Genomic DNA, 19994 nt, shown 5'->3' on the forward strand with positions numbered 1-19994 from the left:
AGATCAGCGAGGACTATTCGGTCTCGGCCCAGATCCAGCCTGAAGACGTCGCCGCCATCAAGGAAGCCGGGTTCAAGAGCGTCATCTGCAACCGGCCGGATGACGAGCAACCCGGCCAGCCCTCGGCCAAGAGCATCGGGTCCGCGGTCGAAGCCGCCGGCCTCGCCTTTCGCTACATCCCCGTCATCAGCGGCCAGATGACGGCCGAGAATGTCGCGGACCAGGCCGAAGCGCTGGACGAACTCGACGGCCCGGTGTTCGCCTATTGCCGTTCCGGCGCGCGATGCACCAATCTGTATGGGCTGATCCAGCAGTCGAAGGGTTGATCAAGACTACCTGAGGTGAGTTCTTGAACGGTTGATCGTTCGGAGTTGGGACGGGAAGGCATCAACTGGTATGTGTCGGGATCATGAAGCGGCCTCAAAACCTACCTGCGGCTACTCGGTACTCTTCAATCGCCTCGGAATTCATCAGCTCTTGTGCAATTGATAGAAGGACATAGTCGAGGTTGTTCCGCTGGTATAGCGGATAGAATGCATCAATTTTGTCGAGGGCGGCTGCGGCCACAGGGCTACGCTTAAGATAACGGTCTCCTTGTGAGTGAACGTACCCGGCCCGGTATGCTGCGTACTCGACGACATCAAAGCGACTGAATGACAAGCCTTCGTAGCATCCGACACTACATGCAAAATAATCTGCGAGGCTTCTCTCTTTTTCGTGGAAGGGATCGCCCCCCATCGTGAAGTCTATCGGCGTTGTCTGGCTCATTATTATCCAGCTGAGGCCAATGCTAGGATGTTCGACCAGCACTCCAGGAGCGCTTTCAGAACGAACTACCGGCGTCAGCGGCCCAATATGTCCGAGCTTCGGTATCTCCTCGCCTCCGAAAAGAATCGCGGTGATGTCACCCGGCAAAGGATCCCATTCCAAACCGTAAGCTCTGATGCTAGGGTCTCCAGTCAGTCCGACATAGAGCCAAAATTTTTGTAAATTGTCGTGAATATCGCGAAGCCACACTGTGGCTGCTCTAACCTGTGTGTCAGAGGCACCAACAGGAACCAATGCGCGCAGATCATCAATGCGAGTTGCCAAGTTTTTAGCAAAGCGAGTGTTTTGCGTAGTCATACGAGGCTCCTCAAATCGGCAGCGCGCCGGTTTCCTTCAGCGTCTCCAGCACGATCGCCGTCTTCACATGCTGTACGGATTCGTGCGGCAGAAGCACCCCGTTGACGAACTCGGACAATGATTTGAGATCGGGCGTCACGACCTTCAAGATGTAATCCATCTCGCCAGTCAGCGCGTGCGCCTCCTGCACCTCGGGCAGCCGCGCCACCAGTTCGCCGAAGCGTCGGGCGTTGTCGCGGTTGTGGGTGGCAAGCGTTACCGAGATGACATTGACCAGCGAGAAGCCGAGCTTGTCGCGGTCGAGCACCGCCCGATAGCCTTTGATAAAACCATCTTCCTCGAGCCGCTGGCGGCGGCGCGAGCATTGCGACGCCGACAGGTTGACGCGCTCCGACAGATCGTTGTTGGTAAGCCGCGCGTCACCCTGTAGCAGAGCCATTATCTTGCGGTCGAACTGATCAATACGCGTTTCATCCACGGTTTTTCCTCCAATCATGCACGCTTCGCGCATGACATCATCAGTTCAGGCGTTTGAATGCAAGCACCGTGCGCCGGCTGCGGGATATGATGGTGCGAGATGGCCTTTTCAGGCCAAGCCAGCTTTGGAGGAATGCCATGGGTCCCTTCCCGCACGACGCCCCGCCCGCCACGATCAGCAAGGACAACCCTGCCGGTACTGACGGCTTCGAGTTTGTCGAGTTCGCGCATCCGGAGCCGCAGAAGCTGGCCGAGCTGTTCACCCGCATGGGCTATGTGGCCGTCGCGAAGCACCGGACCAAAGACATCACCATCTGGCGCCAGGGCGACATCAACTATGTCGTCAATGCTGAGCCGGGCTCGCATGCGATGAAGTTCGTCGACAAGCATGGCCCCTGCGCCGCCTCGATGGCCTGGCGCGTGGTCGATGCCAAACATGCCTTCGACCACGCCGTTGCCAAGGGCGCGACGCCTTACGAAGGCGACGACAAAGGCCTTGATGTGCCGGCCATCGTCGGCATTGGCGGTTCGCTGCTCTATTTCATCGAGACTTATGGCGAGAAGGGCTCGGCCTATGACGCCGAGTTCGAGTGGCTGGGCGCGCGGGATCCGCGGCCGCAAGGGGTCGGCTTCTATTTCCTCGACCATCTCACCCACAATGTCTATCGCGGCCAGATGGACAAATGGTGGGATTTCTATCGCAATCTGTTCGGCTTCAAGCAAATCCACTTCTTCGACATCGACGGCAAGATCACCGGCCTGGTCAGCCGCGCCATCACGTCGCCCTGCGGCAAGATCCGCATTCCGCTCAATGAATCCAAGGACGAGACCAGCCAGATCGCGGAGTATCTGAAGAAGTACAATGGCGAAGGCATCCAGCACATCGCAGTCGGCACGGATGATATCTACACCGCCACCGACAAGCTCGCCGCCAATGGCCTGAAATTCATGCCCGGCCCGCCCGAGTCTTACTACGACATGTCCTATGCCAGGGTGCACGGCCATGACGAGCCGGTCGAGCGGATGAAGAAACACGGCATCCTGATCGACGGCGAAGGCGTGGTCGACGGCGGCATGACCAAGATCCTGCTGCAGATCTTTTCCAAGACCGTGATTGGCCCGATCTTCTTCGAGTTCATCCAGCGCAAGGGCGACGAGGGTTTTGGCGAAGGCAATTTCCGCGCGCTGTTCGAATCCATCGAGCAGGACCAGATCAAGCGCGGCGTGATCAAGGTCCATGCGGCGTAACAGATTTCAGGTCGAGCGATTGCACATGCTCCCGGTTGGGATCATGCGCCAGATCAGATTTTGAGCCCCAGCCGCTCGACCTCTTTCGCTCTCAGCTTCGCATCGTAGTCGAGCAGGAACTCGTCGAGCTGCGGCGGCTTGACCGACGTGCCGGACAGCATCGCGTGCACCTGGCCGCGGTGATGGATATCATGCAGGAAGACATGGGCGAGGATGTCGCCGATCCTTTCGGGGATCCTGCCGTCCTCGCGCCGGTCGGTGATGACACGGCGATCGAGATCGGTTTCCGAAAGGCCTTGGCAGAAGTCTATCAGCCGCCGGTCGGCTGCGATCTGGGCGGCAAACAGCGCCTGCGGTTCGTCGAAGGGTCGAAAATCATCATGGGCCGCGGCACCGACGCCGCCCTCTTCGAGAAAATCGAGATAGAGATGGTCGACCGCCAGAATATGGTTGAGCGTCGCCTTGATCGACGGGAAAAAGCTGTTTCGCTCGGCTTCGAACTCACCGGGCTGGAGTGCCAGCACGGCACGATAGAGCCGGTCGTTCGACCAGAGATTATTGCCGGCCATGCGGCGGAGATGGTCCAGAAGAGTCACCGCTGAAACCTCCCCTATCGCTACCCCTGGTATTTCTCGACCGTCTGTTCGATGGCGCCGAAGATTGAGTGTCCCGCCCGGTCCTTCATCTCGATGCGCACCGTGTCGCCAAAGCGCAGGAACGGCGTTTTGGCTTCGCCTCCCTCAAGGGTCTCGATCATGCGCAGCTCGGCTATGCAGGAATAGCCGGCGCCGCCGGCCGAGACGGGCTTACCCGGACCGCCGTCGAGCGTGTTGGACACGGTGCCCGAACCGATAATGGTGCCGGCCACCAGCGGTCTTGTCCTGGCGGCATGGGCAATCAGCGCCGGGAAATCGAAGGTCATGTCGATGCCGGCATTCGCCCTGCCGAACGGCTTGCCGTTGAGATCGGCAAGCAAGGGCAGGCTGACCTTGCCGCCATCCCAGGCATCGCCCATTTCGTCCAGCGTCACTGCGACGGGTGAGAAGGCCGAGGACGGCTTGGACTGGAAGAAGCCGAATCCCTTGGCGAGTTCCGGCCCGGTCAGCGCGCGCAGCGTGACATCGTTGACCAGCATGACCAGCCGGATCGCGGCACGCGCGTCATCGAGGCTGGCGCCCATCGGCACGTCATCGACGATGACGGCGACCTCTGCCTCCATGTCGACGCCAAAAGCTTCGTCAACCATGCGGATCGGGTCGCGCGGCGCAATGAAGGAGTCGGAGGCGCCCTGATAGATCAGCGGGTCGGTCCAGAAGCTCGCCGGCATCTCGACGCCACGGGCTTTTCGGACCAGCTCGACATGGTTCACATAAGCCGATCCGTCAGCCCATTGATAGGCGCGCGGCAATGGCGAATGCGCGTCGTGCTCGTGAAAGCGGACCCAAGGCACCGCATTGTTTTCCAGCGATTCCGCGATGGTGGCGAGATGCGGCGAGATCCGGCGCCAGTCATCGAGTGCCGCCTGCATCGTGCGCGCCAGGAACGAGGCGTCGGTGTACTGCGTCAGGTCGCGCGAGACGACGACGAGTTTTCCGTCGCGCGTCCCGTCCTTCAAGGTGGCAAGCTTCATGCGGTTTTCCTCCTGATGCAGTCTTTTCGCCGCTTCTTTTTCTTCCTACCCCTTCGGGATCACGCCAGTTCCACAACAAGGCCGTCGCGGGCGATCGTCAAGTCGCCCATCCATGTTCTCCTGACAGCAGCAATCCAGTCGGCCTCGCCGATCTCATGATCGTCGGCGGGAATGAGATGGTTGAGCACCAGTCTTTTCACCCCGGCGTCGCCGGCGATGCGCCCGGCTTCTTCGGCAAAGCTGTGGCTGGCAAGCAGATGTTCCCTGAGCCGCGCCCCATTGCCGGTTCTGGCAACCAGGCGCTCGATGCCTTCCTCCAGCATGGCTTCGTGGACAAGGATATCAGCACCTTCGGCGAAGTCCGCGAGTGCTGGAAAAAAGGCTGTATCGGCGGAAAACACCACGCTTTTCCCGCCATGCTCAAAGCGCAGCGCAAAACAGTCGGTCACCGGCGGATGGTCGACGCGCAGCGCCGAAACCTTCAGGCTGCCTTGTGCGACCACCTGGCCTTCGCCGAATTCGTCGATCGAGACCAACTCGCGAATGTCGGGTCGACCCTCGTCGGCGATACGTATTGCGATGTCGAATTCCATCGCCTGGCAGAAGCGTTGCCAGTAGTGGCCGGTGCCGGGCGGACCGAACACAGTGACCGGCGTTGCCAAGCCTGCCGTCCACGCGGTGTGAAGCAGTGGCCCGAGTTCCAACACATGATCGGAATGCAGATGCGTGATGAAGATCAGGTCGAGCCCCTTCAGGTCGATGCCGGCATCGGCCAGACTGCGCGTCACGCCAAGCCCACAATCGACGACGATGGTTCTCCCACCGATCTGAAGCAGCGATGAGCTTGGCCACGGGCCGCCCGGCCGCAGAGCCGGGCCGCCCTTCGAGCCTAGCAGCACCAGCCGGTCCGGCATTGGCTCGACGCTCAAGACCAGTCGCCCTCCGGCGTGCCGTTGAAGCGCTTCTTCAGGTCGGCCCAGCAGTCGATATAATTGTCCTGGCGCGTTTCCAATTCGGCGCCATAGCGGGTCAGCATCTGCGGGTATCGGGTCTCGAACATGAAGGCCATGGTGTTGTCGAGTTTGACCGGTTTCAAATCCGCGCGCGAGGCTTTTTCGAAACCAGGCGCATCCGGGCCATGGGCCAGCATGAGATTATGCAGGCTGATGCCGCCGGGGACGAAGCCTTCCTCCTTGGCATCGTACTGGCCATGGATCAGACCCATGAACTCGCTCATGATGTTGCGATGGTACCAGGGGGGCCGGAACGTATCTTCGGCCACCAGCCAGCGCGGCGGGAAGATGACGAAGTCGATGTTGGCGGTGCCCTCCTCGCCGCTCGGCGCGGTCAGCACGGTGAAGATCGACGGATCGGGATGGTCGAAAAGGAGGGCGCCGACCGGCGAAAACGTTGCCAGATCATATTTATAGGGCGCGTAATTGCCGTGCCAGGCGACGACGTCGAGCGGCGAATGGCCGATCTCGGTGACATGGAATTTGCCGCACCATTTCACCACCAGCCGGCATGGCGTCTCCTTCTCCTCGAACCAGGCGCAAGGCGTCTTGAAGTCGCGCGGATTGGCCAGGCAGTTTGCGCCGATCGGGCCGCGATCGGGTAAGGTCAACTTGGCGCCATAGTTCTCGCAGACATAGCCGCGCACTTCCTTGTCGACCAGTTCGACCTTGAAGACGAGGCCACGCGGCAATACGGCGATCTCGCCGGGCCTGATCTCGATGACGCCCATCTCGGTGACGAGGCGCAAGGCACCGACCTGCGGGACTATCAGCAACTCGCCATCGGCATTGAAGAAATGATCGTCCACCATCGACGTGTTGGCGACATAGATATGCGCCGCCATACCGGTCTGCCCGAGCACGTCGCCTGCCGTCGTGATGGTGCGCATGCCGGCGACGAAATCGGTCGGCTCCTTCGGCATCGGCACCGGGTTCCATCGATACTGACCGAGCGCCAGTTCGTGGTCGCCAACATTGGGCGCGGTCTTCCATAGGGGATAGTTCGCCGCCTCGAATCGGCCGGTGTGCTTCACGCTCGGCCGGATCCGGTAGAGCCAGGATCGCTCATTGGTGCCGCGTGGCGCGGTGAACGGCGAGCCTGAAAGCTGCTCTGCATAGAGGCCATAGGCGGGCCGTTGGGGCGAGTTGCGGCCTTGCGGCAGCGCGCCGGGCAGCGTCTCGGTTTCGAAGTCATTTCCGAAACCCGGCATGTAGGAAAAGGCCATCGCTTCCTCCCTTTGCATCCGCGAAGACACAGGGCATCGACGCGGGTTGACCTAACTGGTTTCATTTGTAACCATCGATAATGTAACCATCAATGGCGGTTCTGCAGAATGACGGCCGAAAGCGAGGATTCTGGCGGCAGCGAAATACTCGATCTGGAGAATTTCCTGCCCTACCGGCTCTATCGCCTTGCCGACGCCGTGAGCCGCGAATTCGGAGCGATATACAAGGACAGCCATGGCCTGACCCGGCCGGAGTGGCGCACTCTTTCAGGGCTTGGCCAGCGCGGCACGATGACAGCGACGGAGCTCGGCGCGCAGTCGGCGATGCACAAGACCAAGGTGTCGCGCGCCGTTGCGGAACTGGAACGACGGCGCTGGCTGACCAGACTGCCAGACGAAAACGACCGCCGGATCGAGCATCTGGCCCTGACCAAGGCCGGACTTGCCGCCTACCGCGAAATGGTGCCATTGGCGAAGGCATTCGAACGAGCTTTGCTGGCCAAGCTGAGCGCAACCGAACAAGCCTGCATCGTCAACGGCGTCGCGTCACTGGAAATCGCGTTGGGTTGGAAACAGCGGCCCTCGCCAGGGGACACGTGACGGATACATCGAACTGGTAGCCGGTGCTGGCGCAGGATGTCTTGGTCCTTGCTTGTCCGATGGCGGTTTTTCACTGGATATTGCCGGCTGCATAAAGCATGCACGATTGGGGGAATCTATGAAGTCGCTGATCGCGAAGCCGGTGGCCGTGATCGTCTTGCTGTTTGCCCGGGCCATCACAGCCGTCCGGCCGTTCTGGCATGAAGGCAGGCTGCCGCGCCGTCGTTCGATCTTCTTCGCCAACCATTCCAGCCATGGCGATTTCATCCTGATCTGGGCAGTCCTGCCGCCGCGCCTGCGTCGTCGGGTGCGCCCCGTGGCTGGCGCCGACTATTGGCTCAAATCCAGACTCAGGGGCTTCATCGGGCGCGATGTTTTCAACGCCGTGCTGATCGAGCGCAATCGCGATGGACGCACCGCCGATCCTATCGAAAGCATGGGCAACGCGATGAAGGAAGGCTCCTCGCTGATCCTGTTCCCGGAAGGCACGCGCAACCAGTCCGACGCGCCCCTGCAGCCATTCAAATCCGGCCTGTACCATTTGGCGGCATCGCACCCGGACTTCGAACTGGTGCCGGTCTGGATCGCAAATCTCAACCGGGTGATGCCCAAGGGGGAATTCGTGCCTATCCCCCTGATCTGCACGGTGACGTTCGGCGAGCCGATGCACCTGGCCGATGGCGAGGCCAAGGATATGTTCCTGGAGCGCGCAAGTGCGGCATTGCTCTCATTGGCGCCGAAAAGGGCAGCGGCCGAAAGGGTCGAGGAATGAGCCCGACCCAATTCGACATGTTGATACTCGTGCTCGGCGTGTGCGCGATCCTGCTTGTGGCCTCGTTCGTGGGATACGTCCTGGAAAGGCGCTTGTCGCCGGATGGCTCCAACGCGGCCATCGAGAACCTCAACGCGCGCATCAATGCATGGTGGGTGATGGCGATCCTCATCGCGATCGCCTTCGTCGCGGGCCGCATCGGCGTCCTGCTCCTCTTCGCCTTCTGTTCGTTCGCCGCGCTTCGCGAATTCGTGACGCTGACGAACACGCGGCGTGCCGACCACTGGGCGCTGGCCACCGCGTTTTTCATCGTGCTGCCGGTGCAATATGTGCTGCTCTGGATCGAGGACTACGAGATCTTTTCCGTCTTCATCCCGGTCTACGCCTTCCTGTTGATGCCAATCATCTCGGCTGTAAGAGGCGACACCCAGCACTTCCTCGTGCGCATCGCCGAGGTGCAATGGGCTCTGATGATCTGCGTCTTCTGCGCCTCGCACGTGCCGGCTCTCCTGACCTTGCACATTCCCGGCTACGACGGCCGCAACGTGCTTCTGATCGCCTTCCTTGTCATCGTCGTGCAACTGAGCGATGTGCTGCAATATGTCTGGGGCAAGATGGTGGGGCGCACACAGATCGCCCCAAGGTTGTCGCCGTCCAAGACGCTCGAAGGTTTCGTTGGCGGCATTGCCAGCGCGAGCCTCATCGGCGCCGGCCTGTGGTGGATCACGCCATTCTCTCCGCTTCAGGCGGGTGCGATGGCCTTCCTGATCACGCTGATGGGCTTTTTCGGCGGGCTTGTGATGTCCGCCATCAAACGCGACCGCGGTGTGAAGGATTGGGGCCACCTGATCGACGGCCATGGCGGCCTGATCGACCGGCTGGATTCGGTGGTTTTCTCGGCTCCGATCTTCTTCCACCTGACACGCTACTTCTGGTCGCCAGGATGAGGCAGTGATGAACACCGGCGATCGCAGACCGCTTGCAAGCCGCAACACGCGCTGGGCCCAGGCCACGGCCAGACGTCTGGCCACACTCGCGGTCACCCCCAACCAGATTTCGCAGGCCAGCATGCTTGCCGGCGCGCTGGCCGGCGCGGCCTTCTGGTTTGGCGGGCAGAGCCAGGGCACGACGCGGCTGTTGCTGTTGCTGGCCGCCGCGCTGTCTTGCCAGCTTCGCCTGCTGTGCAACCTGTTCGACGGCATGGTCGCGGTGGAAGGCGGCAAGGCGTCGGCCGACGGGCCTTTCTGGAACGAGTTCCCCGACAGGATCGCCGACATCGCCATCATGGTCGGCATTGGCTATGGCATCGCCATGCCTGGCCTAGGCTGGGCGACGGCCTGTCTTTCGGTTCTTACCGCCTATGTGCGCGAACTCGGGCGGGCCAACGGAACGCCGAGCGATTTCTCCGGCCCAATGGCCAAACCGCACCGCATGGCGGTTGCGACCGGCGCGGCACTGCTGTCGTCGGTGGAGTTTCTGTGGCACGGCGGTAACGAGGTCTTGACGCTCGCGCTGGCCATTATCGCGGTCGGCGCCGCCGCGACCGCGCTTCGCCGCGGCTGGCGGCAGGTGCGATGGCTGAAAACCAGGCGGTCCTGATCGACCGCGGCTGCCTCACCAGTCCATCACCACCTTGCCGGAACTGCCGCTGCGCATGGCGTCGAAGCCGGTCTGGAAATCATCGATGCCGATGCGGTGGGTGATCAGGCCCGAGACATCGAGCGGCCCCTGCACCAACGCGATCATCTTGTACCAGGTTTCGAACATCTCGCGGCCGTAGATGCCCTTGAGATGCAGCATCTTGAAGATGACCTTGTTCCAGTCGATTTCGAAGCCGGTCGGCGCGATGCCGAGAATGGCGATCTTGCCGCCATTGTTCATGGTGTCGATCATGTCGCGGAAGGCAGGTGCGGCGCCCGACATTTCGAGGCCGACGTCGAAGCCCTCGGTCATGCCGAGCGCCGGCATGACTTCGCGAAGTTTTTCCTTCGAGGCATCGACGACATGCTGGACGCCAAGTTTCTTCGCCAGTGCCAGCCGCACCGGGTTGATGTCGGTGATGACCACTTTTCTGGCGCCGACGCATTGCGCCACCAGCGCACCCATGATGCCGATTGGCCCGGCGCCGGTGACCAGCACATCCTCGCCGACCAGATCAAACGACAATGCGGTGTGGACGGCATTGCCAAGGGGATCGAAGATGGCGGCGATCTCGTCTGCAACATCATCGGGGATGGGCACGACATTGTGTTGCGGAATCGCCAGGTATTCGCCGAATGCACCGGGCCGGTTGACGCCGACGCCGAGGGTGTTGCGGCAGAGATGACCCCTGCCCGCCCGGCAGTTGCGGCAATGGCCGCAAACGATGTGGCCCTCGCCCGACACGCGCTGGCCGACCTTGTATTCGGTGACCGCGGCGCCGAAATCGGCCACCGTTCCAACGAACTCATGGCCCGTCACCATCGGCACCGGCACCGTCTTCTGCGCCCACTGGTCCCAGTTGTAGATGTGGACGTCGGTGCCGCAGATCGCTGTCTTCCTGATCTTGATCAGCACGTCGTTGGGGCCGATCTCCGGTACCGGCACCTGTTCCATCCAGATGCCCGGCTCGGCCTTGGCCTTGACCAGCGCCTTCATCATGTTCGACATGCTCTTCTTCCTTGAATCTCTTGATCCGGAATCGTTTTTCGGTGCGAGGCTTTCAGGAAATCACACCCAGTTCCTTGCCGACGGTGGCGAACGCCTCCACCGCGCGATCGATATCGGCGCTGGAATGGGCCGCCGACATCTGCGTGCGAATGCGAGCCTGGCCTTTCGGCACGACCGGGAAGGAAAAGCCTATGACATAGATGCCGAGCTTCAGCATGCGCGCCGCCATTTCCTGCGCCAGCGTGGCGTCACCCAGCATCACCGGGATGATCGGGTGATCGGCACCGGCCAGGGTGAAGCCGAGCTTGCCCATCTCGGACCTGAACCGCGCCGCGTTGTCATATAGGCGCTCGCGCAAGCCGTCGCCATGACGGACAAGGTCGAATACCTTGATCGAAGCGCCGGCGATTGCCGGCATCAGCGTGTTGGAAAACAGGTACGGCCGCGAACGCTGGCGCAGCCAGTCGACCACCTGGCTCTTGCCCGAGGTGTAGCCGCCGGAGGCGCCGCCGAGCGCCTTGCCAAGCGTGCCGGTGATGATGTCCACCCTGCCCTCGACGCCGCAATGTTCGGCCGAGCCGCGACCGTTCTTGCCGACGAACCCGACCGCATGGCTATCATCGACCATCACCATGGCATCGTATTTGTCGGCGAGGTCGCAGACGCCGCGGAGATTGGCGATGATGCCGTCCATCGAAAACACGCCATCGGTGGCGATCAGACGGAAGCGGCAGTCCCGTGCTTCCTGCAGCCGTGCTTCCAGGTCCGCCATGTCGTTGTTCGCGTAGCGGAAACGCTTTGCCTTCGACAGCCTCACGCCATCGATGATCGAGGCATGGTTGAGCGCGTCGGAGATGATCGCATCCTCCTCGCCGAGCAGGGTTTCGAACAGACCGCCATTGGCGTCGAAACAGGATCCATAAAGGATGGTGTCCTCCAGACCGAGGAAGGAGGAGATCGCCGCTTCGAGCTGCTTATGCTCCTCCTGGGTGCCGCAGATGAAGCGTACCGAGGCCATGCCGTAGCCATAGCGGTCGAGGGCCTGCTTTGCTGCAGTGCGCAACTCGGCGCTGTCGGCGAGGCCGAGATAATTGTTGGCGCAGAAGTTGAGCACCTTGCGGCCGCCGACCTCGATCTCGGCCGACTGCGTCGAGGTGATCACCCGCTCCGACTTGTAGAGGCCGGCCGACTTGAGCCCCGCGAGTTCGCTATCGATGTGGGAAAGAAATGCCGTGGTCATGTTCGGGCCTCGTTTGATGTGGCCCGACTGTCGACCCCTCGGCATGAAAAATCCATCGTAAAAGCGACCGGATCGGTGGCTGGACGGCACCAAAGCGAACCCTCTCGATCGGCAAACACCAAGCGGTTCCGGTTGCAGTCAACGAATGCTCAAATGCATCTGCGGCGCGAAAGGTGGCGATAACCATTCGGCTATCTTTGCCCACCTCCGTCGAGAGCTCGGTTATCGATTTCCAAACCTGTTAACAATTGCAGTCCAATGGTCCCAACAGCAGGAATCCGTTTGGCGAGAGGCCGCCCCCGAACATGTCGCAGCAGGCAGTGCATACCATTTCGGGCAGACTCATACTGCTGATCAAGGCCGGATACTGGGCAGCACTGCTGATCATCGCCGCCATGGTGATGGCCTCGTTCCTCCTGCTTCAGGCCACGATGGCCACCCAACAAAACAATCACACCTTGCTCGATATCGTCAGCACGCAAAAGACGTTGTCGCAGCGCATCGTCTTCCTCGCGAGCGCGACGGGCGCGGCCGCGCGAGACAAGCAACCGGCGCTGGTCAGCGCGTTGAAGCAAGCCACGAGCGAATTCGAGGCGAACTACGACCTTCTCCTCAAGGAGACCCGGGCCGACCCCAACTCGCAAGCCAGGCTCGACCCGAGGTCCGTCGAGAGCGTGCTTTTCGGCGGCCCGTTCCATCTCGACTATTTCACCGTCGGGCTGATCGCCAACGGCCAGCGCCTGGCCTCGGCATTTGAATCCCAGTTCGGCAATGGCGGCTACAAGGGCGGCCAAGAGCGTGTCAATCTCGATGCTTCCGTCGCCAACGCGGCACTGTCGGGATACGCCGCGCTTGGGCAGCGCATCAACGCCTTTGCCGATGAGCAGTCGGAAAGCCTGTTGGAGCTTCACCGCAGGCTGTTTTTCGCCACCATCGGCGTCATCGTGCTTGTGGCGGTGTTCATCTTCCGGCCGATGTCCAAAGCCATCCTGCGCAAGACGCATGAGCTGATCGACGCGCGCAATTCGATGGCCTTCATTGCGGTGCACGACGGACTGACCGGCCTGCACAACCGCACATTCCTGACTGATCATTTCGACACGTTGCTCAAGGGTTCGCACCGGCGCCGCGAACGCCTGGCCGTCATCCAGCTCGACCTTGACCGGTTCAAGCAGATCAACGACACGCTCGGTCATGCCGCCGGCGACTACGTGCTGGTGATCACGGCACAACGCATGCGCGATTCCTGCCGCGCGTCGGATCTGTGCGTGCGCCTCGGCGGCGACGAGTTCGTCATGATCCTCGGCGGCGCCGGCGGCACGGAGGACATCAATTCGCTGGCACGGCGCATCCTGACGCAGATCAACGAGCCGATCACCTTCCAGGGCGCGACCATCCTTCCCGGGGCCAGCGCCGGCATCGCCGTCTATCCCGTCGACGCGGACAACGCGCAGGACCTGCTGGTCCATGCCGACTTGGCGCTGTATTCCGCCAAGAAGACCGGGGGCGGGAATTTCTCGTTCTTCTCGGAGGAGTTGCGCCGCGAGCTGGACCACCGCAAGCAGCTCGAACAGGACATCAAGACAGCCATCGCGGAGAAGGCGTTCGACGTCTATTTCCAGCCACAGGTGTCGCTGACCGACGGGACGATCAGCGGCATCGAGGCGCTGGTGCGATGGAACCACGCCGAGCGCGGCATGATCTCGCCCGGTGAATTCATTCCGGTCGCCGAGAAATGCGGTTTCATGCCCGACGTCGGCCGCATCGTCATCCGGAAGGCGATCGACGAGGCGGCCGAATGGCACCGAGCCGGCATTGCTTTCGGGCGGCTTGCGGTCAACGTTTCGGGCACCGAACTGCGCGAGCACGACTTCGACACGTTCCTGTTCGCGACGCTGGAGAAGGCCGGCCTGCCGACGCAGAAACTGTCGCTTGAAATCGTCGAATCCGTCATCCTTGACGACGAGAAGACGGGCATCGCGGCAAAGCTGCGTCATATAAGGGCAGCGGGCGTCCATCTGGAACTGGATGATTTCGGCACCGGCTATGCCTCTCTCAGCCATGTCAACCCGAACGAAATCGACCGGCTCAAGATCGATCGCCGTTTTGTCCAGAACATCAACGAGAACGGTGACAATTCCAAGATCGTGCGGGCCATCACCGAACTTGCCCGCGGTCTCGGCATCTCGATCGTCGCCGAAGGGGCCGAAACCGAGGCCGAGCTCTCTTCGCTGAAGTCGATCGGCTGCGACCAGGTGCAGGGCTATTCCATCGCCTTCCCCATGCCGCGGGACAAGGCGCTGGAATGGCTGACGGCGCGTATGCCGAAGAGACCCAGGCTGACCGTGTTGCAAGGCAGCCTGGCTTAGGACTGTGCCGCGTCGAGGTTGAAACCATCGACGCGCGCGCCCGGTACGCTGAACGGCGCGATCGATGGCGGGCTCAGATCCGCAAACCGAACCTGATGCCATCATAGATTGCGGCGTGGATGTTGCGCGAGGCGACCGCGTCGCCGATGCGCAACAGCACGAATCCGCCTTGCGGGTTGCGTGCCGGGAAGATGTCGCCACCGCTGACCAGACGTTCGTAGTCCACCGCGCCGCCATTGCGCGACAGCGGTTTCAGGCCGAGATAAAGATCGTCGAGCGGCGCCGTGCCGTGTTCGACCACCACCTGGTCGACCCGCCGTTCGGCACGCCAGCCATCGGCGAAATCCGACGCCAGTTCCGCGACCAGCTGATTGCCCTCGCGCCGCACCGAGCGCAGCCGCGTGTTGATGGTGATGGTGACGCCCTTCTCCTGGAAGGCACGCATGTAGGGCACGTGGTTCATGCCTCCCATTTCCGGAGCGAAGAAGCGCTCCGGCGAAACCAGCTCCAGCCTGGCGCCGCTGTTGGCGATCAGTTCAGCCGCGCCCATGCCCTGGTGACCGCCATTGTCGTCATAGAGCAGCACGCTCTCGGCCGGCTTCACGCTGCCGGCCATGATGTCCCAGCTCGAGGTGACGAGATTTTCGCCCGCCGTCAGCGGCGGATTTTGCGGCAGGCCGCCGGTGGCGACCACGACCACGTCGGGAGACATCGCCAAGAGCTCGTCCTTCTCCGCCCACGTGTCGTAGCGGATTTCGACGCCGAGCCGCTGGAGCTCGGCCAGCCGCCAGTCGATGATGCCGATCAATTCCTTGCGGCGCGGGTTCTGCGTCGCCAGCCGGATTTGGCCGCCGGCCTCGCCCGACGCCTCAAGCACCGTCACCAGATGGCCGCGCTCGGCCGCGACACGCGCCGCCTCCAGTCCGCCCGCCCCGGCGCCGACGACGACGACTTTGTGCCTGGGACCCTCGGTCTTGGCGATGATGTGCGGAATGTCGGCCTCGCGGCCGGTCGCGGCGTTGTGGACGCACAGCGCTTCGCCACCCTCATAGATTCGGTCGAGGCAGTAGGTGGCGCCCACGCAAGGACGGATCTCGTGCTCGCGGCCTTCCATCACCTTGCGAATGATGTGCGGATCGGCGATGTGGGCGCGGGTCATGCCGACCATGTCGAGCTTGCCGGTGGCGATCGCATGGCGCGCGGTGGCGACGTCGGAAATCCGCGCCGCGTGGAAGGTCGGGAACTTCGTCGCCGCCCTCACTTCGCCGGCGAAATCGAGATGCGGCGAAGAGCGCATGCCTGCCACCGGGATGACCTTGGTGAGTGCGGCGTCGCTCTCGATCGAACCGCGGATGATGTTGAGGAAATCGACCTTGCCGGAATTGGCCAGTCGGCTGGCGATCTCGATGCCCTCCTGCTTCGACAGGCCCTTCTCGAAATCCTCGTCGGCGACCATGCGGATGCCGACGACGAATTTCTCGCCAACGGCCGCGCGCACCGCATCGAGCACCATGTGCGTGAAGCGCAGTCGGTTGTCGAGCGAGCCCCCGTACTCATCGTCGCGGTGATTGGTGGCGGGAGACCAGAACCCGTCCATCAGATGGCCATAGGATTCGAACTCGATGCCGTCGAGGCCGGCGGCCTGGCAGCGCTGCGCCGCCGCGGCATAGTCGGCGACGATGCGCTCGATATCCCAATCCTCGATGATCTTGGGAAAGGCGCGATGCGCCGGCTCGCGCACCGGCGAGGCTGAAAGCACCGGCAGCCAGTCGGCCTTGTTCCAGCCGGTGCGGCGGCCAAGATGGGTGATCTGGATCATCACCTTGCAATCATGCTCGTGGCAGGACTCGGCGAGTTCCGCCAGCCACGGCACGATGCGATCGTCATAGAGGTGCAGATTGCCGAAGGCGGCCGGGCTGTCGCGCGAGACGATCGCCGAGCCGGCGGTCATGGTCAGCGCCATGCCGCCCTTGGCCTTCTCCGCATGGTAGAGCCGGTAGCGCTGCTTCGGCATGCCGTCCTCCGAATAGGCCGGCTCATGGCTGGTCGACATGACCCGGTTCTTCAGCGTCAGGTGTTTGAGCTGGTAGGGCTGGAGGAGCGGATCGTTGCTGGTCATCGTCTTCCTGCTGTTTCAAATTGTGCTGGAGCAGCCTGTGCTGTTCCATTCCCTAGTTCGGCATCGGATTTATCCGAAAACCGCTGCGCACTTTTCGGTCCAATGCTATGAGCGGCAAAATCGAAAGAGGCCTTCGCCCATGACCATCACCAAAGACCTTACGCAACTCGGCAGCCGGGTCGAGACGCCGCGAAGCCCTGATCAGGCGGTCCTGGAAACGGTGCCGTTTTCGCGTGGCGACGGGCCGCCGGCCATTGTGCGCTTCACCTGCCCGGAATTCACCTCGCTCTGCCCGGTCACCGGCCAGCCGGATTTCGCCCATATCGTTATCGACTACGCGCCGGATGCGGCTCTGGTGGAATCGAAGTCGCTCAAGCTGTTCATGACGTCGTTTCGCAACCACGGCGCCTTCCATGAGGACTGCACGGTGATGATCGGCCGCCGGATCGTGGCGGCGACGAAGCCGCTGTGGTTGCGCATCGGCGGCTATTGGTATCCGCGCGGCGGCATTCCGATCGATGTCTTCTGGCAGACCGGCGCGCCGCCCGAAGGCGCCTGGCTGCCGGATACCGGAGTGGCCCCTTATCGCGGGCGCGGCTAGCTCCCACATCATTCGCACTGATACTGGCTGAGCGCCCATTGGCCGGTCACCGAGAGCAGGTCGGATATCTTCCAGTCGCCGTCGACCTTCTTGAACTTCCATTCGAGGCGATGCGGGTTGCCGGCGATGACGAAGGCAACGATGACCTTGGCCTGGTCGCCGTTGATCGCCTCGAGGGTTTTCAGGCTCTTGTCGATCTCGTCCTTGTCATAGTCCGCATTGTCGAGCGCCATGTTCGGGTCGAGACACTCACCCTGTCCGGATTTGCGCAGCGCATCGCTTTTGTCGAGCACGGTTTTCGCCGGATCGATGAAATGGCCGCGCTCGGCCGGATCGATCTCCAAATTGACCTGGTCGTAAAACGGCCGGACCACCGCCGTCGGCGAACCCGGCTGGACAGGCGCGGCAGCGGACGCGGCTTCCGCTGGCGACCAGCCGACGGGCGGCGACGTCGGTTCCGTCGCACCACCGGGCGCATTGGCGGCCGGCGCGCTGTAGGCGGGCGCGTTTTCAGCGGGGGCATTCGCGGGAGGCGCGCCAAACAAGCCTTGAGCGGTGGCGGCGCTCAGACCCGCCGCCAGCACGCACACAGTCAACAGTGCCACGACTGGGCGTCTGGGCATTGAATCACTCCTGGCCGGCCACGCATTCCAGCGCGCTGAGCTTCCAGTCGCTGGTCTTCGAGGCGATATCCGATACCTTCCACTTGCCGTCGATCTTCTTGAGCGACCAGACCATTTCGCGTTTGGAATCATCGCCTTCCGAAAACAGGTTGAAGGACGCTGTAACTTCTGCATTGTCACCATCGAGCTTTTCGGACAGTTGCAGCGTCTTGAAGACGGACTTCTGGTCGAAGTCCTGGGCATCGAGTCCGGGATCGAAATCGATGCAGGCGACCTGGTCGGGATGCTTCTTGATCGCCTGATCGTTGAGGTCGAACAGTTTCGTGACCGGCTCGGTGAAACGGTCCCGATACTGTGCATCTGCCTCGAATTTGACAGCCGGAACATAGAAGAACTTGACGGCGTCCGACGCCGGTCCGGCGACGGCGGCCGCGGGAAGCACGATCGTTAGAGCGGCAACGAACGCTGTCGGTCTCATGCGCAATCTCCGGGTCTTGATGGCTTGATGCTATCAATACCACGCATCCTGCATATCGGCTTTTTTGCGGCTCATGAAGTCCGGGGGCGCCTGCCTCGGATGCCCCGCCAGGTGTTCCGCAAGCTCGCCACTGACTGGGATACTGGCCCGATACAATCGCCGTGAAGGGCACAGGATTCTCAGCCTCCGAAAATCGCGACGGGCGCTGCGAGCCGGGAGCGATCAGGTTTGACCCCAAGCCCGGGCATCTGGGGGACGCGTATATGGCCGTTTTCGATGACGACGGGATTTACGGGGTCGATATGCCCTTCGATGTATTCTTGCGCGATCCACGCGCCCTCAAAGCGTCTGGGCTCGACGGTAGCGGCAAGGTGCACGCAGGCCGCGGCGATGACGTCGCCGCCCCAGGCATCGTCGCAGCTGTGCGGAAGAGATCGTATCGCACACAGGTCCCGGACCGTGACCATCCTGGTCAGACCGCCGAGCCGTGTGACCTTCAATCCGAATCCATCCGCGATACCTGAAGAGACTGCCCGCAGCACGGCGTTCAAATCCTCGGTGTTCTCGTCGAGGTAGACCGGGTGGGTAACGCGTCCCTTGAGGCTGGCGACTTCCTCCATGGTGTTGCAAGGCTGTTCGAAGACGAACGGGATAGCCTGGCAAAGCCGGTCGATGTGCAGCGCCGACGCGGTGGTGAGTCCACGATTGGCATCGACCGCTATCCGGGCCTTGAAGCCAATGGCTTCCCATACCTTGTGCACGGTGGCGACATCCTGTTCGAGATCCCTTGCGCCTACCTTGATCTGGAGCCGTGGATAGCCGGCTTTGACCTTGTCGACGGCAATACGCGCCGTCTCATCCGGTTCACCGACAATGGTAGAGTAGTAGGAAGGCACACGATCGGTGAGCGCACCGCCAAGGAGTGTTGAAACCGGAACGCCCAGCCGCTGCCCGATGAGATCGAGGAGAGCTATGTCCAAGGCCGCCTTGGCGTAGTTGTGACCGTTCAACCGCTCGTCCATTCTTTTCGTGAGGCGCCGCATGGACGTGGTGTCCTCACCAATCAGCCCTGGAGCGATTTCAGCAATCGCCGCTCTCGCGCCCAGGGCATGTTGGGGCTGATAAACAGGGCCGACCGGGCAAGTCTCACCCCAGCCCGACAGCCCGTCCTCGGTGATCACTTCGACGAGCGTGCTGTCGAGATCGCGCACGGTATCGCTAGCCATACGATAGGCGCCGCCTTTGACAGGCAGAAGCATCCGATAGACTTTTATCGTTTCGATACGCATGCGGACTTCAGCCCCCCTCGAGCCAAGCGTTTCCGGCCAACTTTCCATCCCGGTTTATGACAGCCTCTCGGTCACGAAGCTGGATCGGACTGGCGTGCTCAACCCCGCAAATTGTGCTTGCGCTTCATGTAGTCCTTGGCGGTTTCGACGGCCACGGCTGCGTCGCGGCAATAGGCGTCGGCGCCGACGGCCTTGCCGAATTCCTCGTTGAGCGGAGCGCCGCCGACCAGCACGACATAGTCGTCGCGGATGCCCTTTTCCTTCATGGTGTCGATGACGACCTTCATGTAGGGCATGGTGGTTGTCAGAAGTGCGGACATGCCGATGATGTCGGGCTGGTGTTGCTCGATCGCGTCGAGATATTTCTCGACCGCATTGTTGATGCCGAGGTCGATGACGTCGAAGCCGGCACCTTCCATCATCATGCCGACCAGGTTCTTGCCGATGTCGTGGATGTCGCCCTTGACGGTGCCGATCACCATCTTGCCCTGCTTGGGCGCGCCGGTGGCTACCAGCAGCGGCCGCAGGATGAACA

At 61.9% G+C, this 19994-nt stretch carries 21 protein-coding genes; 8 read left to right on the plus strand and 13 right to left on the minus strand.

The window, feature by feature from the left end; genetic code table 11:
- The first annotated feature begins 2 nt into the window (after window positions 1-2).
- Window positions 3-326, plus strand: a complete 324-nt coding sequence (locus WC739_RS16725) for a TIGR01244 family sulfur transferase (protein ID WP_372954141.1) — start codon at window positions 3-5, stop codon at window positions 324-326.
- Between the two features lie 94 nt (window positions 327-420).
- On the opposite strand, the gene WC739_RS16730 is transcribed toward WC739_RS16725, so the two are convergent.
- The gene (locus tag WC739_RS16730) at window positions 421-1125 is read right to left on the minus strand and encodes a hypothetical protein (protein ID WP_372954142.1); all 705 of its coding nucleotides are present in this window, start codon (window positions 1123-1125) and stop codon (window positions 421-423) included.
- Window positions 1126-1135: 10 nt separating this feature from the next.
- Window positions 1136-1636 carry an Lrp/AsnC family transcriptional regulator gene (locus tag WC739_RS16735; protein ID WP_372954143.1) on the minus strand — a complete coding sequence of 167 codons (501 nt, stop codon included), beginning with the start codon at window positions 1634-1636 and terminating at the stop codon, window positions 1136-1138.
- Between the two features lie 104 nt (window positions 1637-1740).
- Between WC739_RS16735 and hppD the strand changes: the two genes are divergently transcribed.
- Complete coding sequence (gene hppD / locus WC739_RS16740; RefSeq protein WP_372954144.1) at window positions 1741-2850, plus strand: 4-hydroxyphenylpyruvate dioxygenase; 1110 nt, start codon at window positions 1741-1743, stop codon at window positions 2848-2850.
- Window positions 2851-2903: 53 nt separating this feature from the next.
- On the opposite strand, the gene WC739_RS16745 is transcribed toward hppD, so the two are convergent.
- Genes WC739_RS16745 through hmgA form a run of 4 tightly spaced genes read right to left on the minus strand, consistent with a single transcriptional unit; the run spans window position 2904 to window position 6719 of the window.
- Complete coding sequence (locus WC739_RS16745; protein ID WP_372954145.1) at window positions 2904-3446, minus strand: DinB family protein; 543 nt, start codon at window positions 3444-3446, stop codon at window positions 2904-2906.
- Between the two features lie 20 nt (window positions 3447-3466).
- Window positions 3467-4480: a fumarylacetoacetate hydrolase family protein gene (locus WC739_RS16750; RefSeq protein WP_372954146.1), complete on the minus strand. Its 1014-nt coding sequence runs from the start codon at window positions 4478-4480 to the stop codon at window positions 3467-3469.
- Between the two features lie 59 nt (window positions 4481-4539).
- Window positions 4540-5394, minus strand: coding sequence for an MBL fold metallo-hydrolase (locus tag WC739_RS16755; protein WP_372954161.1), 855 nt, complete (start codon window positions 5392-5394; stop codon window positions 4540-4542).
- A gap of 11 nt (window positions 5395-5405) precedes the next feature.
- Entirely contained in the window at window positions 5406-6719 is a 1314-nt protein-coding gene (gene hmgA / locus WC739_RS16760; RefSeq protein WP_372954147.1) for a homogentisate 1,2-dioxygenase, read from the minus strand.
- A 108-nt stretch (window positions 6720-6827) separates the two neighbouring features.
- Between hmgA and WC739_RS16765 the strand changes: the two genes are divergently transcribed.
- The 4 genes from WC739_RS16765 to WC739_RS16780 all read left to right on the plus strand — a co-directional run bounded on the left by WC739_RS16765 (window position 6828) and on the right by WC739_RS16780 (window position 9690).
- Window positions 6828-7319: a MarR family winged helix-turn-helix transcriptional regulator gene (locus tag WC739_RS16765; RefSeq protein ID WP_372954148.1), complete on the plus strand. Its 492-nt coding sequence runs from the start codon at window positions 6828-6830 to the stop codon at window positions 7317-7319.
- A gap of 118 nt (window positions 7320-7437) precedes the next feature.
- Window positions 7438-8091, plus strand: a complete 654-nt coding sequence (locus tag WC739_RS16770) for a lysophospholipid acyltransferase family protein (RefSeq protein ID WP_372954149.1) — start codon at window positions 7438-7440, stop codon at window positions 8089-8091.
- Window positions 8088-9038, plus strand: a complete 951-nt coding sequence (locus WC739_RS16775) for a phosphatidate cytidylyltransferase (protein WP_372954150.1) — start codon at window positions 8088-8090, stop codon at window positions 9036-9038. Before WC739_RS16770 ends, WC739_RS16775 begins: the two co-directional genes overlap by 4 nt.
- Window positions 9039-9045: 7 nt before the next feature.
- Complete coding sequence (locus tag WC739_RS16780; protein WP_372954151.1) at window positions 9046-9690, plus strand: CDP-alcohol phosphatidyltransferase family protein; 645 nt, start codon at window positions 9046-9048, stop codon at window positions 9688-9690.
- Between the two features lie 15 nt (window positions 9691-9705).
- On the opposite strand, the gene tdh is transcribed toward WC739_RS16780, so the two are convergent.
- Both tdh and WC739_RS16790 read right to left on the minus strand, forming a co-directional pair.
- Window positions 9706-10740, minus strand: coding sequence for an L-threonine 3-dehydrogenase (tdh, locus tag WC739_RS16785; protein ID WP_372954152.1), 1035 nt, complete (start codon window positions 10738-10740; stop codon window positions 9706-9708).
- Window positions 10741-10792: 52 nt separating this feature from the next.
- Window positions 10793-11980 (minus strand): glycine C-acetyltransferase, encoded by a 1188-nt coding sequence (locus WC739_RS16790; RefSeq protein ID WP_372954153.1) that lies wholly within the window; start codon window positions 11978-11980, stop codon window positions 10793-10795.
- A 305-nt stretch (window positions 11981-12285) separates the two neighbouring features.
- Here WC739_RS16790 and WC739_RS16795 point away from each other — a divergent pair, with 305 nt between their 5' ends.
- Window positions 12286-14349, plus strand: a complete 2064-nt coding sequence (locus tag WC739_RS16795) for a putative bifunctional diguanylate cyclase/phosphodiesterase (protein WP_372954154.1) — start codon at window positions 12286-12288, stop codon at window positions 14347-14349.
- Between the two features lie 73 nt (window positions 14350-14422).
- Here WC739_RS16795 and WC739_RS16800 read toward each other — a convergent pair whose 3' ends face one another.
- Window positions 14423-16468, minus strand: coding sequence for an FAD-dependent oxidoreductase (locus tag WC739_RS16800; protein WP_372954155.1), 2046 nt, complete (start codon window positions 16466-16468; stop codon window positions 14423-14425).
- Window positions 16469-16607: 139 nt separating this feature from the next.
- Between WC739_RS16800 and queF the strand changes: the two genes are divergently transcribed.
- Window positions 16608-17069: a preQ(1) synthase gene (queF, locus tag WC739_RS16805; RefSeq protein WP_372954156.1), complete on the plus strand. Its 462-nt coding sequence runs from the start codon at window positions 16608-16610 to the stop codon at window positions 17067-17069.
- 8 nt (window positions 17070-17077) lie between these two features.
- On the opposite strand, the gene WC739_RS16810 is transcribed toward queF, so the two are convergent.
- The 4 genes from WC739_RS16810 to WC739_RS16825 all read right to left on the minus strand — a co-directional run.
- On the minus strand, window positions 17078-17692 hold the full coding sequence (locus WC739_RS16810; protein WP_372954157.1) for a hypothetical protein: 615 nt from the start codon (window positions 17690-17692) through the stop codon (window positions 17078-17080).
- Between the two features lie 4 nt (window positions 17693-17696).
- Window positions 17697-18170, minus strand: a complete 474-nt coding sequence (locus tag WC739_RS16815; protein WP_372954158.1) for a DUF3828 domain-containing protein — start codon at window positions 18168-18170, stop codon at window positions 17697-17699.
- A gap of 179 nt (window positions 18171-18349) precedes the next feature.
- The gene (locus tag WC739_RS16820) at window positions 18350-19459 is read right to left on the minus strand and encodes a mandelate racemase/muconate lactonizing enzyme family protein (protein ID WP_372954159.1); all 1110 of its coding nucleotides are present in this window, start codon (window positions 19457-19459) and stop codon (window positions 18350-18352) included.
- A gap of 98 nt (window positions 19460-19557) precedes the next feature.
- Window positions 19558-19994, minus strand: a 437-nt coding sequence (locus WC739_RS16825) for a cobalamin-dependent protein (RefSeq protein ID WP_372954160.1), incomplete at its 5' end; no start/stop codon positions are given.

Origin of the sequence: Mesorhizobium sp. (genome assembly GCF_041661565.1) — a bacterium.
In the GTDB taxonomy this organism is placed as follows: Bacteria; Pseudomonadota; Alphaproteobacteria; order Rhizobiales; family Rhizobiaceae; genus Mesorhizobium.

Excerpts from the sequence above, each read along its gene's own strand:
- WC739_RS16730 (WP_372954142.1), bottom strand. The coding sequence starts at position 1,125 with ATGACTACGCAAAACACTCGCTTTGCTAAAAACTTGGCAACTCGCATT.
- WC739_RS16735 (WP_372954143.1), bottom strand. The coding sequence starts at position 1,636 with ATGCGCGAAGCGTGCATGATTGGAGGAAAAACCGTGGATGAAACGCGT.
- hppD (WP_372954144.1), top strand. The coding sequence starts at position 1,741 with ATGGGTCCCTTCCCGCACGACGCCCCGCCCGCCACGATCAGCAAGGAC.
- WC739_RS16750 (WP_372954146.1), bottom strand. The coding sequence starts at position 4,480 with ATGAAGCTTGCCACCTTGAAGGACGGGACGCGCGACGGAAAACTCGTC.
- WC739_RS16755 (WP_372954161.1), bottom strand. The coding sequence starts at position 5,394 with ATGCCGGACCGGCTGGTGCTGCTAGGCTCGAAGGGCGGCCCGGCTCTG.
- hmgA (WP_372954147.1), bottom strand. The coding sequence starts at position 6,719 with ATGGCCTTTTCCTACATGCCGGGTTTCGGAAATGACTTCGAAACCGAG.
- WC739_RS16765 (WP_372954148.1), top strand. The coding sequence starts at position 6,828 with ATGACGGCCGAAAGCGAGGATTCTGGCGGCAGCGAAATACTCGATCTG.
- WC739_RS16770 (WP_372954149.1), top strand. The coding sequence starts at position 7,438 with ATGAAGTCGCTGATCGCGAAGCCGGTGGCCGTGATCGTCTTGCTGTTT.
- WC739_RS16775 (WP_372954150.1), top strand. The coding sequence starts at position 8,088 with ATGAGCCCGACCCAATTCGACATGTTGATACTCGTGCTCGGCGTGTGC.
- WC739_RS16780 (WP_372954151.1), top strand. The coding sequence starts at position 9,046 with ATGAACACCGGCGATCGCAGACCGCTTGCAAGCCGCAACACGCGCTGG.
- tdh (WP_372954152.1), bottom strand. The coding sequence starts at position 10,740 with ATGTCGAACATGATGAAGGCGCTGGTCAAGGCCAAGGCCGAGCCGGGC.
- WC739_RS16790 (WP_372954153.1), bottom strand. The coding sequence starts at position 11,980 with ATGACCACGGCATTTCTTTCCCACATCGATAGCGAACTCGCGGGGCTC.
- WC739_RS16795 (WP_372954154.1), top strand. The coding sequence starts at position 12,286 with ATGTCGCAGCAGGCAGTGCATACCATTTCGGGCAGACTCATACTGCTG.
- WC739_RS16800 (WP_372954155.1), bottom strand. The coding sequence starts at position 16,468 with ATGACCAGCAACGATCCGCTCCTCCAGCCCTACCAGCTCAAACACCTG.
- queF (WP_372954156.1), top strand. The coding sequence starts at position 16,608 with ATGACCATCACCAAAGACCTTACGCAACTCGGCAGCCGGGTCGAGACG.
- WC739_RS16810 (WP_372954157.1), bottom strand. The coding sequence starts at position 17,692 with ATGCCCAGACGCCCAGTCGTGGCACTGTTGACTGTGTGCGTGCTGGCG.
- WC739_RS16815 (WP_372954158.1), bottom strand. The coding sequence starts at position 18,170 with ATGAGACCGACAGCGTTCGTTGCCGCTCTAACGATCGTGCTTCCCGCG.
- WC739_RS16820 (WP_372954159.1), bottom strand. The coding sequence starts at position 19,459 with ATGCGTATCGAAACGATAAAAGTCTATCGGATGCTTCTGCCTGTCAAA.